The 12,193-nt window shown below is 72.8% G+C and carries 16 protein-coding genes and 1 tRNA gene; 9 read left to right on the top strand and 8 right to left on the bottom strand.

Features of this window, described 5'->3' with window-relative positions; translation table 11 throughout:
* Window positions 1-5 precede the first annotated feature (5 nt).
* Genes AC24FB_RS12165 through AC24FB_RS12155 form a run of 3 tightly spaced genes read right to left on the bottom strand, consistent with a single transcriptional unit; the run spans window position 6 to window position 1,698 of the window.
* The gene (locus AC24FB_RS12165; RefSeq protein ID WP_425715013.1) at window positions 6-431 is read right to left on the bottom strand and encodes a VOC family protein; all 426 of its coding nucleotides are present in this window, start codon (window positions 429-431) and stop codon (window positions 6-8) included.
* Window positions 361-1,287, bottom strand: coding sequence for a helix-turn-helix domain-containing protein (locus tag AC24FB_RS12160; RefSeq protein WP_425715015.1), 927 nt, complete (start codon window positions 1,285-1,287; stop codon window positions 361-363). Before AC24FB_RS12160 ends, AC24FB_RS12165 begins: the two co-directional genes overlap by 71 nt.
* A gap of 24 nt (window positions 1,288-1,311) precedes the next feature.
* Complete coding sequence (locus tag AC24FB_RS12155) at window positions 1,312-1,698, bottom strand: ArsR/SmtB family transcription factor (protein ID WP_425715016.1); 387 nt, start codon at window positions 1,696-1,698, stop codon at window positions 1,312-1,314.
* 102 nt (window positions 1,699-1,800) lie between these two features.
* Between AC24FB_RS12155 and AC24FB_RS12150 the strand changes: the two genes are divergently transcribed.
* Window positions 1,801-1,929: a hypothetical protein gene (locus tag AC24FB_RS12150; RefSeq protein WP_425715017.1), complete on the top strand. Its 129-nt coding sequence runs from the start codon at window positions 1,801-1,803 to the stop codon at window positions 1,927-1,929.
* Between the two features lie 93 nt (window positions 1,930-2,022).
* Here AC24FB_RS12150 and AC24FB_RS12145 read toward each other — a convergent pair whose 3' ends face one another.
* The gene (locus AC24FB_RS12145) at window positions 2,023-2,940 is read right to left on the bottom strand and encodes an ATP-grasp domain-containing protein (protein WP_425715018.1); all 918 of its coding nucleotides are present in this window, start codon (window positions 2,938-2,940) and stop codon (window positions 2,023-2,025) included.
* Window positions 2,941-3,144: 204 nt separating this feature from the next.
* Here AC24FB_RS12145 and AC24FB_RS12140 point away from each other — a divergent pair, with 204 nt between their 5' ends.
* From AC24FB_RS12140 to AC24FB_RS12120, 5 genes are all read left to right on the top strand, one after another.
* Entirely contained in the window at window positions 3,145-4,053 is a 909-nt protein-coding gene (locus tag AC24FB_RS12140) for a MetQ/NlpA family ABC transporter substrate-binding protein (protein ID WP_425715020.1), read from the top strand.
* A gap of 86 nt (window positions 4,054-4,139) precedes the next feature.
* Window positions 4,140-5,243 (top strand): methionine ABC transporter ATP-binding protein, encoded by a 1,104-nt coding sequence (locus AC24FB_RS12135; protein WP_425715021.1) that lies wholly within the window; start codon window positions 4,140-4,142, stop codon window positions 5,241-5,243.
* On the top strand, window positions 5,240-5,902 hold the full coding sequence (locus tag AC24FB_RS12130; RefSeq protein WP_425715022.1) for a methionine ABC transporter permease: 663 nt from the start codon (window positions 5,240-5,242) through the stop codon (window positions 5,900-5,902). Before AC24FB_RS12135 ends, AC24FB_RS12130 begins: the two co-directional genes overlap by 4 nt.
* 74 nt (window positions 5,903-5,976) lie before the next feature.
* Entirely contained in the window at window positions 5,977-6,312 is a 336-nt protein-coding gene (locus tag AC24FB_RS12125; protein WP_425715023.1) for a hypothetical protein, read from the top strand.
* Complete coding sequence (locus AC24FB_RS12120; RefSeq protein ID WP_425715024.1) at window positions 6,309-6,647, top strand: hypothetical protein; 339 nt, start codon at window positions 6,309-6,311, stop codon at window positions 6,645-6,647. Before AC24FB_RS12125 ends, AC24FB_RS12120 begins: the two co-directional genes overlap by 4 nt.
* Before the next feature lie 101 nt (window positions 6,648-6,748).
* Here the strand turns inward: AC24FB_RS12120 and AC24FB_RS12115 are convergent, their stop codons facing one another.
* From AC24FB_RS12115 to AC24FB_RS12100, 4 genes are all read right to left on the bottom strand, one after another.
* Window positions 6,749-7,939: a PRC-barrel domain-containing protein gene (locus AC24FB_RS12115; RefSeq protein ID WP_425715025.1), complete on the bottom strand. Its 1,191-nt coding sequence runs from the start codon at window positions 7,937-7,939 to the stop codon at window positions 6,749-6,751.
* Between the two features lie 58 nt (window positions 7,940-7,997).
* Window positions 7,998-8,279 (bottom strand): hypothetical protein, encoded by a 282-nt coding sequence (locus AC24FB_RS12110; RefSeq protein WP_425715026.1) that lies wholly within the window; start codon window positions 8,277-8,279, stop codon window positions 7,998-8,000.
* Window positions 8,280-8,470: 191 nt separating this feature from the next.
* A tRNA-Lys gene (locus AC24FB_RS12105) sits at window positions 8,471-8,542 on the bottom strand.
* Window positions 8,543-8,700: 158 nt separating this feature from the next.
* Window positions 8,701-9,819, bottom strand: coding sequence for a hypothetical protein (locus tag AC24FB_RS12100; RefSeq protein WP_425715027.1), 1,119 nt, complete (start codon window positions 9,817-9,819; stop codon window positions 8,701-8,703).
* 219 nt (window positions 9,820-10,038) lie between these two features.
* Between AC24FB_RS12100 and AC24FB_RS12095 the strand changes: the two genes are divergently transcribed.
* The 3 genes from AC24FB_RS12095 to AC24FB_RS12085 are packed head-to-tail and all read left to right on the top strand — an operon-like array spanning window position 10,039 to window position 12,170.
* The gene (locus AC24FB_RS12095; RefSeq protein ID WP_425715028.1) at window positions 10,039-11,187 is read left to right on the top strand and encodes an MFS transporter; all 1,149 of its coding nucleotides are present in this window, start codon (window positions 10,039-10,041) and stop codon (window positions 11,185-11,187) included.
* Between the two features lie 15 nt (window positions 11,188-11,202).
* Window positions 11,203-11,673, top strand: coding sequence for a peroxiredoxin (locus AC24FB_RS12090; RefSeq protein WP_425715029.1), 471 nt, complete (start codon window positions 11,203-11,205; stop codon window positions 11,671-11,673).
* Window positions 11,670-12,170, top strand: coding sequence for a peroxiredoxin (locus AC24FB_RS12085; RefSeq protein WP_425715030.1), 501 nt, complete (start codon window positions 11,670-11,672; stop codon window positions 12,168-12,170). The genes AC24FB_RS12090 and AC24FB_RS12085 overlap by 4 nt, the downstream gene beginning before the upstream one ends.
* Window positions 12,171-12,193: the final 23 nt, after the last annotated feature.

The raw sequence follows: 12,193 nt of genomic DNA, 5'->3' as shown, positions 1-12,193 counted from the left end.
CAACGTCACTCGGGAAGCGGGGCCCCGGGGTAGGTGCCGAACGTCCAGCTGTTGCCCTCGAGGTCGTCGACGCCGAACTCGCGGCTCCCGTAGTCCGTGTCGTCGAGCGGACGCATGATCGTGGCGCCCTGGGCGGTGGCGCGCTCGTACAGCGCGTCGACGTCGGGGACGACCACGTAGGCCGTCCCCGAGCCGGGCTCGCGCCCCCACGGCTTGTCGGCGTCGTACGTGCCGAGCATGATGCCGCCGGCGGTGCCGGGTCGGCGGAGCTCGGCGTGGTGGACGACGTCGCCGTCGTCGTAGGTCGCTGTCGACACGAAGCCGAGGGCGTCGACGAAGAAGTCGATGAGGGCCTTCGCGTCACGTGCCTGGAGCGTGGTCCAGACGGCCGGGTCGGTGGTGGTCGTGGTGGCCTGCTCGTTGTCGCTCATGGTCCGATGCTGCCGTTCCGCCGTGCCCGCCGGCTTGAATGTTTCGGCGCTCCTCGTCGATCCAGGCCGTCGGCGGGATCCCCGCGTGGCGCGTGAACTCCCGGGTGAGGTGGGCCTGGTCGGCGTACCCGGTCTCGGCTGCCGCTCGGGCGAGGTCGGTGCCACCCTCACGGACCTGCGCGGAGATCGCAGCGACCACGCGCTCGAACCGCATGAGCCCGCCGACCGCCTTCGGGCCGGCACCGATCTCGCGCCGGAAGAGGGTCGAGAGGTGCCGCTCCGAGAGCCCGACCTCGCCCGCGAGCCGGCGCACCGGGATCCGCCCGCCCGTGCGCTGAAGCAGGTGCCACGCGTGGGCGAGCTCCGGCCGGACGGCCGCCCGATCGTCGTACCGGCGGGCCAGGGCGCCGACGAGGTGGGCGAAGACCTCCCGCCAGCCGTTCGCCTCCGCCGCCCGACCGGCGAGCTCGTCGCCCCACGCGCCCACGAGAGAGGTGCCGTCGAAGTCGGTGACGCTCAGCTCGGCCGCCGGCACGCCGAGGACGGAGCGGGCGGCAAGGGGGTGCAGGGCCAGCTGGACGCCCGCCTGGTCGCTGCGCTGGTCCACAAGGCTCGCGGTGCGGTGCAGCCCGCCGAGGAGGATCCGCGTCGGCCGGGTCGCGGCCAGCTCCTCGGACGAGGCGGCGGCGCGGACCCCGTCGTCGAGGGCGATGATGAAGGTGAGACCGGCGGACGGAAGTCCACGGTGCACGGTCTCGGGAGCACCGTGGGCGCGGTAGCCGACAGCGGTGACGGCGCCGGGCACGGACCGCGGCGGTGCGTGGACGAACTCCCAGACGGGTCGCTGACCGGTCATCGCCCCACGATAGGTCCGGTCCGCTCAGTCGCGCGGCGACGTCGTCGGAGGTGTGGCCGCCGCGACGATCGCCTCGGCGAGCGGGACGGTCCGCGCCGTGTAGTACGCCCATCGACCGGCCTGCGAGCGGTCGACGAGCCCGGCGGCGACGAGCCGGCCGAGATGGTGGGAGAGCGTCGACTGGCCCACCCCGAGCTGCTCCGGCATGTGGCACGAGCACACCCGCGCGCCCGGTGTCGCAGCGATGTGGGCGTAGAGGCGGGCGCGGACGGGATCGGCCAGCGCCTTCGCGACAGCGGCGACCTCCGCGGCGGTCGACTCCGTCATCGCCGGAGCGTCCGGGGCGCAGCACCCGTCCGCCGACGGCTCGCGGGAGACCGCCACGAGGCCGAGGTCGGGGTGTGTCGTCATGAGATCAGCATAGAACGGATCGACAGGCATCGATATGGGGGTAGGGTCGACACCGACGGCCGTCGATCCCCGGCGGCCCGACGCGACGAGAGGGGAGTGCCCATGAGCACGCACGCGACCGAGGACACCGCCCGCGCCACCGGCTCGGACACCGCCACGACCTTCCGGCTCACCGACGTCTCCGCCACCGGCGGCGGCTGCTGCGGTGGCCAGGGCTGCGGCTGCTACTGACCGCACCACCCCGGTCACCGACCGGGAACGGCACGAAACGAGGGGCCGGGTCCGCCACGCTGCGGACCCGGCCCCTCCGTCACACCGGCGGCGTCACCAGAAGGCGCGCACCGCGATCGCGTCCGCGAACGCCTCGAGGCCGTCGTCCACGGCGCCGAGGTACAGCGAGCCGTCGATGAGCGAGATCTCCATGACGTAGAAGCCGCCCTTGCCGTCGCGCACGAGGTCGACACGGCAGAACAGCAGCTGCTCGTCGCGGCCGAGCCGGTCCTTGATGTAGCCATGGATGGACTTGCGGATCTGCTCGCCCCAGCGCCACTCCTCCTCCGAGGCCTCCCGGGAGGAGACGACCTCCTCGTGGACGTCGTCGACCGAACGGAATGAGGGGTGGAGCATCGGCTCCTTGACGACCATGTGCTCGGAGAGGCCGTTGAAGTAGATGAGCGAGATCTCGCCCTCGCGGTCGATCTGGTCGAGGTAGCGCTGGACCATGACGGTGCGCCCCTTCTTCAGCTGACGCTCGGCGTGGAGGATCGCCTCCTGGCGCGAGGCCGCGTCCGTCGAGGTGTACCGCCCCGTGCCGCGCCCGCCCGAGGACACCGCGGGCTTGACGACGAAGTCGCCGAAGGCCGGCATGCGCGTGTGGATCTGGTGCTTGTTGTAGCCGTGGTCGGGCTCGAGCCAGACGGTGGGGATGATCGGCATGCCGCGCTTCTCGAGCTCGAGCAGATAGTGCTTGTCGGTGTTCCACTCCATGACGTCGGGGTGGTTGAGCACCCGGCGCAACGAGTTCGTCCACGTGCGGAACTGGTCGAGCTTCTGGGCGTAGTCGCGCACGCCACGGACCACCACGAGCCCCGCGTCCTGCCAGTCGACGGTGGGGTCGTCCCACACCTTCACGCGCACGTCGATGCCGCGGGCACGCAGCGCGTCGGGCAGTCCTCGCTCGTCGTCGCTCAGCTCCGGCGCTCCGGACCACGTGGCAAGGGTGACTACAGGCGTCGTCGACATGAACCGCAATCTACCTGCGACACCGCACCGGGGCTGCCCGACGCCACCGGGAGCCGCGGCGGGCCCGTCCGTGCCGTGGCTCACGACGCCCTGGTCAGCATGTGAGACAGCCCGATGCGGCCCCGTCCGGCGCGGCGGCGCGATGCAGAGTGCTCCTCGTTCTCCCGGGCACCCCCCGGCCTCTCCGCACGAACAGGGATCACCATGACCACTCGTCGCACCCGCCGCGCAGGCACGCTCCTCGCGCTCGCCGCCGCCCTCCCCCTCGCCCTCGCCGCCTGCTCGTCCGACGAGCCGGCCGACGGTGAGGAGCGCGGCGCCTCGGCCGACTCCCCCATCCGCATCGGCGTGGTCGGCGCGGCCGACCCGCAGTGGGACATCTTCACCGAGCTCGCCGAGGAGGAGGGGATCTACATCCAGATCGGGGACTTCTCCGAGTACACGCAGCCGAACCCCGCGCTCGCGGACGGCGACCTCGAGCTCAACCAGTTCCAGCACCTGCTCTACCTCGCGCAGCACAACGCCGACACCGGTGACGACCTCACCCCGATCGGGGCCACCGCCGTCTACCCGCTGGGCGTGTACTCGACCGAGTTCACCGACGTCGAGTCGATCCCGGACGGCTCCGAGATCGCCATCCCGAACGACGTGACCAACCAGGCGCGCGCCCTGTTCGTCCTCGAGGAGGCCGGACTCGTTACGCTCAACGAGGACGCCGGCGTGGTGCCCGACCCCACGGATGTCGACGAGGGCGCCTCGCGCGTGACCGTCGCCCCGATGGACGCCACCCAGACCGTCGTTGCGCTTGACTCCGTCGCCGCGTCGGTCGTCAACAACGACTTCGTCGCCGACGCCGGACTCACGCCCGCCGACGCGATCTTCGAGGACTCCGCCGAGTCCGAGGGTGCGCGCCCGTACATCAACGTCTTCGCCGCCCCCGCCGACCAGGCGGACAACGAGACCTACGCCCGCCTCGTCGAGATCTTCCACGAGCAGGAGGTCGTCGACGCGCTCCAGGAGGCCTCGGGCGGCACCGCCTCGATCGCGGACCAGGACCCGGCCGAGCTGCAGGAGATCCTCGCCGAGGTCGAGGCCTCCCTCGCCGAGGGCTGACCGGGACCGGACGACCGACGAACCGTCACCGGCGGAGCGCGACCCCTCACGGTCGCGCTCCGCCGCCACCGTGAGGGGCACCCCGCATGAGCACAGTCATCTCCTTCGACGGCGTGTCGAAGACCTACTCCGGCAAGGCCGGGGAGGTGCGCGCCGTACGCGACGTGAGCCTCGACGTCGAGGCGGGTGAGATCTTCGGCGTCATCGGCTGGTCCGGCGCCGGGAAGTCGACGCTCGTCCGCCTCGTCAACGGCCTCGAACCGGTCACGTCGGGCCGCGTCCGCGTGCTCGACCGGGAGATCTCCGGGCTCCGGGAGAGGCAGATCCGGCCGGTGCGCCCCGAGATCGGGATGATCTTCCAGCAGTTCAACCTCTTCAACAGCAAGTCCGTGGCCGAGAACATCGCCTACCCGCTGCGCCTCGCCGGCTGGTCGAAGGAGCGCCGCACCGCCCGCGTCAAGGAGCTGCTCGACTTCGTCGGCCTCGCCGACAAGGAGCGCGCCTACCCCGACCAGCTCTCGGGCGGCCAGAAGCAGCGCGTCGGCATCGCCCGCGCCCTCGCGCCGAGCCCGCGGATCCTGCTGGCCGACGAGTGCACGTCCGCGCTCGACCCCGAGACCACGCGCGAGGTCCTCGCCCTGCTGCGGCGGATCAACGACGAGCTCGGCCTCACCATCGTCCTCATCACCCACGAGATGGACATCGTCAAGCACCTCTGCGACCGGGTGGCCGTGATGGAGCACGGCGAGATCGTCGAGACCGGCGCCGTCTACGACGTGTTCGCGGACCCGCAGCACGAGACGACGCGGCGCTTCGTCGCGACCTCGCTGCGCGACCAGCCCCGGACCGACACGCTGCGCGCCCTGCGCGAGACCCACCCGGGCGCGGTACTCACCACCGTGGCGGTGCGCGAGGAGCGTGGCTCGTCCGCCCTCATCGCGGAGACGCTCGGCGAGCACCCACAGGTGCGGGCGGCGCTCGTGTACGGCGGTATCACCGACGTCGGCAACCGCCCGCTCGGATCGCTCACGTTCGCGCTCACCGGGACCGACGCCGCGATCGAGGCGCTCGTCGGCGCCCTGTACGACGTCGCGGAGGTCACGATCCACGTCCCCGAGCCCGACGGCGAACCCCCCGCGCCTCCCGTGTCCGCACATGGACCGACCATCGACGAGGAGGCGCAGCGATGAAGTTCGACTGGGCGAACAACTGGGACGTCTTCCTCGAGGCCTTCCTCGTCACGCTGCAGATCGTCGGGACCACGCTGCTCATCGGCGGCGTCCTCGGGCTGATCCTCGGGACGCTGCTGTACGCCACCCGGCGCGGCGGCGTCCTCGCCAACAGGTGGGTCTTCGGGTTCCTCAACGTCCTGACCAACTTCGTGCGGCCGATCCCGTTCATCATCTTCCTCACCGTCATGGGACCGGTGACGATCCAGATCGTCGGGTCGCGGATCGGGACCGAGGCGTTCATCGTCCCCGCCGCGGTCATGGCGTCCTTCGCGACCGGGCGCATCGTCGAGCAGAACCTCGTGGCGCTCGACCCCGGGCTCATCGAGGCGGCCCGCGCCATGGGCGCGTCGCCGTGGCGGATCATCCGCACGGTCGTCATCCCCGAGGCGCTGGGACCGCTCATCCTCGGGTACACGTTCATCTTCGTGGCGATCGTCGACATGTCCGCGCTCGCCGGGATGATCTCCGGCGGCGGGCTCGGCGCTTTCGCGCTCACGTACGGCTACCAGCGCTTCGACTGGATCCTCACGATCATCACCGTCATCGTGATCGTCATCCTCGTCCAGGGCGTGCAGTTCTTCGGCAACTGGCTGGCGCGGAAGGTCATGCGGCGCTGAACCGTCCGGGCGATGGCTTGAACTCCCCGGGTGGAGCCCCTCCTGCGGCAGCTCTTCGGTGGCACGCTGTCGCCATGACGACGACCACCGCCCTTGTCGGCCCCGCCACTGCGGGCTTCCCGGGCGCCTTTCCCGGGGGCGTGCCGTGGATGTTCTACGTGGTGCCTGCGCTGATGGTGCTGTCGATCGTCGTCAAGATCGTTCAGCGCGTCATGGCGCACCGCGAGGCGCAGCGGCGGCGGGAGCACGAGATCCGCATGCTCGAGCTGCGTCGCCGGCAGCCGACCGCGCCCGAAGTGACGGCGGTCCACGGTCCGACCGACGACGCCGGATCACCCTCCGGGTTCGGCGCGGGCCTCAGCCTCGAGGAACAGTACCTCCGCTCCCGTGCGAAGGGAGAGCAGCGATGACCTGGGTCATCATCCTCATCGTCATCCTCGCGATCATCAACATCGCCCGCGGGGTCTCGCGCGTGCGCAGGGGCCACAGCGGGTACGACGGCGGATACGACCGTCGTGACCGCCGGAGCGGCTGGGGATCGGGCCGGTCCCGCAGGTCGGGACGCTCCGGCGGGTCCGGTCGCGGCAGCTTCGGCGGTAGCTTCAGGTCGAGTCGTTCCAGCCGGCGGAGCTCCGGCGGACGGTTCGGCTCCGGGTCCTCGCGGCGTCGCTCCCGCTCCAGCGGTGGCAAGCGGCGCAGCACGATGCGCAAGTCCGGTCGTCGGATGGGACGAAAGAAGCGCTGACCGCTCGCACCTGACGGCGCGCGCGGCGGACACGGCACCGGCCGGGGCCGGCCGCCGACCCGGGGGTCAGGCGGCTCGGCTCCCGGCCGGTGGAGGATGGGTCAGGGTCGGGCGTGCCGCCCCGCGTCCCCGTCCGCACCCGCGTCGGGGCCCGCAGGGTCGCGCTCGATGTGGATGTCCTCGCTCGTGACGGGGGTGCCGTCCTCGGCGAAGGTCTCCGTCACCGTGTAGCGGCGCAGCCGCATCCGACCCGTCGGCTGGCCCGCCTGGTCGGCGGCCCCACCCTGCGCGTGCGGCGGGACCGGAGCCTCGCCCGGGACGCCGTGCTCACGCTCGTGCGGCGGGACCGGTGGACCACCGGCCGGACCGCCGTGCTCACGCTCGTGCGGCGGGACCGGAGCCTCACCCGGACCGCCGTGCTCACGCTCGTGCGGCGGGACCGGAGCCTCGCCCGGGACGCCGTGCTCACGCTCGTGCGGCGGACGGTCGACCTCGCCCGCTCCAGCATGCCCCTGCTCGTGGGGTGCGGCGGGAGCCCCCGCGGGACCGCCGTGCTCACCGGCGCGCGGCTGGACCGGCGTGTCGCCGAGGCGCGCGTCGCCGACGGGCGCTCCGGCCTGGACGGGACGCTCGTCGTGGGCACCGGCAGGGGCGCCGTCCTCGGACACCCGGCCCGGGCCGACGTGCGGCGGGCCGGCGAGCGCGCCACCCGCGGCGGCGCCACCGGCGGCAGCGGCAGCCGGTGCCGCGAGGTCGGAGTCGGCCTGGACGGGCCGACCGTCCGCGGTGGGGGCGTCCGGGCGTGCGGAGTCCGGACGGTCGTCGCGGAAGGTCGGGCCCGCCACGCCCCCCTCGGCCGGGGCACCGGCATGGCCGGCACCGGCGACGGGTGCTCCCTGCTGGTCCGCCACGGGGGCGGTCCCGTCCTGGCGCGCGTCGCCGGCGACCCCGGGCTGCTGGTCCCAGCCCGCGTAGCGGTCCTGCAGTCCGTAGTGTTCGAAGAGCTCGCTCTCCTGCTGGGGAGTGAGGTTCTCGTCCACGTCCAGGCGCGGCGCGTCCTTGACCGCGTCCTTCGTGAACGGCACGACGATCTCGTCGTTCTCGTAGGTCGCCCCGTCGAGCGGGACGAACGTCTCCTTGGTGCCGAACAGCCCGGTGTTGACGGTCATCCAGGTGGGGTCGTTGCTGGAGTCGTCCAGGAAGACCTGCCCCACCGTGCCGATCTTGCCGTCGCTTCCGTGGACGGGCGTCTTCGCGGCGAGGATGCCACCGACATCGTTGATGCTGATCATGCTTCTCCCTCGTTCGAATGTGTCGTACGGGTGGACTGTTCAGCTACGTGCAGGGGTGTCAGGCGTCGGGCCGGTCCGTGCCGTCCGGGCGCAGGGTCCCGCCCGCGTCGCCCTCGACACCGGCGCCACCGAGGACGCCGCCGTCGTGGGTGCGGCCGGCGCCGCCCCCGCCGTCCGACCCGTCGTGCTTGTAGGCGGAACGGTCCGTGTGCTCGGCCTGCGGGTTGTCCGGCTGGTCCGGGTTGTCCGGACGGTGCTGGTACTCGCTCGGGCTGTACCCGACCTCGCCCTCGTCGCCGCCCTCGTGCGGATCGGCGACATGCTTGCCGTGGTGACTCATGGCGTGCCTCCTTGGGGTGTGGGCGCTCGCCGCCCGCATCGGGAACCCGCTTCCGCGGGGCTCCCCCGTGCGCCGTTACGCCCTCGTGACACGACGCTACTCGGAGGCCGCCGGACGCGCACGGCGACGGCGGGCGAGCGGCACGACGAAGGCCCCGGTCGCGGATGTCCGCGGCCGGGGCCTTCCTGCTGTACACCGCCTGGGATTCGAACCCAGAACCCGCTGATTAAGAGTCAGCTGCTCTGCCGTTGAGCTAGCGGTGCGCGGTCCGAGGGGCTCGCGCTGCGCGCGACCGGCCCGTGTGAACCGAGGAATCACTCTACCGCTCGGAGGCGCGTCCTCCCAGTCCGCGGCCCGTCCGCACGCCGTGAGGTCACGCACAGCGGCGCCGACTGGCAACCCGTCGGGGCCGGGACAGCGGCTACCGGTGACTGAACAGCAGGTCGCGCACGTGCAGCATCTCCATGACCGTCCCGGGGCGCCCCTCGGCCGCGGGTCGCACGGTGGCCGTCACGAGCGAGTCCCCGACCGTGACGTCGTCCAGGACAAGGACGTCGCTCAGCGGGCGGCCCACCGACGTCGCGGACGCCGACGTCACGTCCTCGTCGAACATGTCCTGCAGCGCGGTGGCGAGCTGCTCGGCGTCCTGGCCGGCACCGGTCCCGTAGGCGACGGTGATCGCGGCGTCGTCACCGCCGCTCCAGCCGACGGCGACGGTCTCGAAGGGAGGCAGGCGCGCGGCCCCGGGACCCACCGCGTCGTCGGGCACCGTGAAGTCGTCCCGGGCGAGCACCGAGGAGACCACCCCCGCGTCGTCCATCGCGCCGGCGACGGCGAGGAGCGACTCGTCGTCGGCGAGCGTGGCCTCGGGCCCTGCACGCCACGCGGCCACCGAGGCCGTGGAGAGCGAGAGCGCGGTCCGGTCCTCGTCCTGCGTGAGACGCACGGGGCGACCCAGGCTGTCGATCGCCGACGCCGACGACGGGTCCACCCACCCGTCCTCGGCGTCGCTGGTCGAGAGCACGCGGTCGTCGACCTCGACGAGCTCGTCGCTCAGCGCTTCGGGACCGGTGACGACGGTGAAGGAGGACGGAGGCACCGCGAACGACACGTACGAGTCGACGTCGACGAGCGACCAGCCCACCTGATCGCGGAAGTCGGCCATCGTTCCCGTGCGGCCGCCCAAGGAGTCGGGCAGATCGACGTGCACGGGGCCGTCGGGCGCGGCCGGCCCCCCGGTCAGCGCACTCATCCAGTCCCGGACGGCCTCCTCGTCGTCCGCGTCCTCCGGACGCGTGCACCCGTTCGCCTCGCAGGCGGAGTCGAGATCCGCCGTGCTGACGTAGACGGCGCCCTCCGCCACCTCGGCCGGGATCTCACCGATCGCGGCGACGACGGAGAAGTCGTCACCCGCCCTCAACCCGCCGTCGCCGCCGCCCTGGCACGCGGCGGTCAGCAGCGTGGCGCCGGCGACCAGGACGAGGGCTCGACGTCGAGCCGTGCGGGTCGAGGGACCGCGGCCCACCGGATCAGACACCATGTCCCACCTCTGTGCCTCCCCGAGCGCCGCGGAGAGCTCGGTCTCGATGTCGGTCGTACCGCGGCGCGGCCGACCCGCAGTTCGGGGCCCGTCGCAGCATTGCGCGCCCCCATCCCTGACGATAGCGGGGACGTCCGCATCGAGATGCCCAGACGGAGGCCGCTTCTCACGACCGACGGCCGGCAGGCGTCCGCGTTTCGCGCGGCCTACCCTGGCGCGGTGACGACGCCGCCCCCGACCGCTCCCCGGCGTCTGTGGGTGCTCTACGTGGGCGGGTTCATGGGTCCGTTCGGCGGCGGGATGGTCTCGACGATGCTGCCCGAGCTCGCCGAGGGGCTCGGCACCACCGTCCACGGGGCCTCGCAGTCGATCACCTGGTACCTCGGCCCTTTCGCGCTCCTGCTCCTGGTGTCCGGCACCCTGGCCGACCGGTGGGACCGGGCCACGGTCGTCCGCGTGGGCTACGCCTCCTACGCGGCGTCCTCGGTGGCGTGCGCCCTGGTCCCCACGCTCCCGCTGTTCCTCGGCGCCCGCGCGGTCCAGGGCGCGGCCAACGCCTTCCTCACACCCGTGCTCATCACGCTCATCGTGGCCGCGACCGACCGGGGCCGGGTCGGGCGAGCGCTGGGCGGGTTCGCCGCCGCACAGGCAGCCGGTCAGGCGCTGTCACCGCTCGCCGGGGGCCTCGCGGCCGGCCACGACTGGCGGATCGCCTTCGTCGCCACCGCACTTGCCGCCGTGGTCCTCGCGCTGCTCACCCCGTCGGGCCGGCCCACACGTGTGCCCACCGCACCCGCCGCCTGGGGCGCCCTGCTCAACCCTCGGCTCGGCTCCGTGACGGTGATGGCGGCCACCGCCCAGCTCGCCGCCAACTTCGTCGTGCTCTCGGCCGCCCTCATCGCCACCGACAGGTTCGGCCTGCCACCGGCGCAGCGCGGGCTCGTCGTCGTCGCCTTCGGGGTGGCGGGGTTCGCGACGGCGCGGCTCGCCGGCGCCTGGGCGGACCGGTTCGGGATGCTCGCCATGGGCGCCGTGGCGGCGGCCGTCCTCGCCTCGGCCACGTTCGCCGTCCAGGTCTCCCCCGCACTGTGGCTGCTCGTGCTCGCCGTCGCGCTGTGCGGGGCGACCGCCTCGTGCGTGCGGATCCTGTGCACGAGCCTCGCGATCGCCTCGACACCCACCAACGAGGCCGGCGCGACCTCGGTCACGCAGTCGGCCCAGTTCGCGGCCGGCGCCGCCGCACCCGCCGTCCTCCCTCTGTTCGCCGCCTCGCCCGCGGGCGCCGGCGCGCTGCTGGCGGCGGTCGTGATCGCGGGTCTCGTCGTCGTGTCTCTTCCTCGGTCGCACCGGCGCGGACGGGGCGGGTGATGCCACGATGGGCGCATGACTTCTCTCTCCGCCGGTGACCAGGCGCCCGACTTCGACCTCCCCGCGCACGACGGTTCGCGGGTCGTCCTGTCCGAGCTCGTCGGCTCGGGCAAGGGCGCGATCGTCTACTTCTACCCGAAGGCCGCAACGCCCGGCTGCACGACCGAGGCGTGCGACTTCCGGGACAACGAGGCGGCCCTCGCCGCCGCCGGCTACTCCCTGGTCGGCATCTCCGCGGACCCCGTCGCCGACCTCGAGTCGTTCGCGGCGGACAACCACGTGACCTTCCCCTTCGCGTCGGACGAGGACCACGCGGTCGGCGACGCGTACGGCACGTGGGGCACGCACGAGACCCCGTTCGGCGTCCAGACGGGCAACAAGCGCTCGACCTTCGTCGTCGACCCCGAGATGCGCCTGACCCACGTCGAGTACGGCGTGGACCCCAACGGCCACGTCGCGCGCCTGCGCGAGGTCCTCGGCGCGTGACTGCCCCCGCAGGGGCGCGGCTCGCGATCGGGAGCGCCGCGCCCGGTTTCTCGCTGCCCGCGCACACCGGCGCCGTCCGCACGCTCGACGAGCTCCTCGCCGAGGGCCGCACCGGACTCATCGTCTACTTCTACCCGCAGGCCCTGACCCCGGCGTGCCGGCAGCAGACGTGCGACGCCCGCGACCGGTACGACGTCTTCACCGACGCCGGGTACGCGCTCGTCGGCATCTCGCCCGACCCCGTCGAGCGGCTCGCCCGCGCCGTCGAGCAGGACGCGATCCCGTTCGACCTGCTCTCCGACGAGGACCACGCCGTCTCCGAGGCATGGGGCACGTGGGGCGAGAAGAAGAACTACGGGCGCACCTACGAGGGGCTCATCCGCTCGACCGCGGTCCTTGACCCGGACGGCGTCGTGAGCTGGGTGCGGTACAACGTGCGGGCCAAGGGGCACATGGCACTCCTCGCGCGCGAGCTGGGGCTCGCCGCGGCAGCGTAGGCGCGTTCAGCACCGGGGTGTTC

The sequence above is a fragment of the Georgenia sp. Z1344 genome (genome assembly GCF_057652375.1).
The sequence above is the reverse complement of the archived record's forward strand: the minus strand, read 5'-3'. Positions and strand labels throughout refer to the sequence as shown.

Excerpts from the sequence above, each read along its gene's own strand:
- AC24FB_RS12165 (WP_425715013.1), bottom strand. The coding sequence starts at position 431 with ATGAGCGACAACGAGCAGGCCACCACGACCACCACCGACCCGGCCGTC.
- AC24FB_RS12160 (WP_425715015.1), bottom strand. The coding sequence starts at position 1,287 with ATGACCGGTCAGCGACCCGTCTGGGAGTTCGTCCACGCACCGCCGCGG.
- AC24FB_RS12155 (WP_425715016.1), bottom strand. The coding sequence starts at position 1,698 with ATGACGACACACCCCGACCTCGGCCTCGTGGCGGTCTCCCGCGAGCCG.
- AC24FB_RS12150 (WP_425715017.1), top strand. The coding sequence starts at position 1,801 with ATGAGCACGCACGCGACCGAGGACACCGCCCGCGCCACCGGCTCGGAC.
- AC24FB_RS12145 (WP_425715018.1), bottom strand. The coding sequence starts at position 2,940 with ATGTCGACGACGCCTGTAGTCACCCTTGCCACGTGGTCCGGAGCGCCG.
- AC24FB_RS12140 (WP_425715020.1), top strand. The coding sequence starts at position 3,145 with ATGACCACTCGTCGCACCCGCCGCGCAGGCACGCTCCTCGCGCTCGCC.
- AC24FB_RS12135 (WP_425715021.1), top strand. The coding sequence starts at position 4,140 with ATGAGCACAGTCATCTCCTTCGACGGCGTGTCGAAGACCTACTCCGGC.
- AC24FB_RS12130 (WP_425715022.1), top strand. The coding sequence starts at position 5,240 with ATGAAGTTCGACTGGGCGAACAACTGGGACGTCTTCCTCGAGGCCTTC.
- AC24FB_RS12125 (WP_425715023.1), top strand. The coding sequence starts at position 5,977 with ATGACGACGACCACCGCCCTTGTCGGCCCCGCCACTGCGGGCTTCCCG.
- AC24FB_RS12120 (WP_425715024.1), top strand. The coding sequence starts at position 6,309 with ATGACCTGGGTCATCATCCTCATCGTCATCCTCGCGATCATCAACATC.
- AC24FB_RS12115 (WP_425715025.1), bottom strand. The coding sequence starts at position 7,939 with ATGATCAGCATCAACGATGTCGGTGGCATCCTCGCCGCGAAGACGCCC.
- AC24FB_RS12110 (WP_425715026.1), bottom strand. The coding sequence starts at position 8,279 with ATGAGTCACCACGGCAAGCATGTCGCCGATCCGCACGAGGGCGGCGAC.
- AC24FB_RS12100 (WP_425715027.1), bottom strand. The coding sequence starts at position 9,819 with ATGGTGTCTGATCCGGTGGGCCGCGGTCCCTCGACCCGCACGGCTCGA.
- AC24FB_RS12090 (WP_425715029.1), top strand. The coding sequence starts at position 11,203 with ATGACTTCTCTCTCCGCCGGTGACCAGGCGCCCGACTTCGACCTCCCC.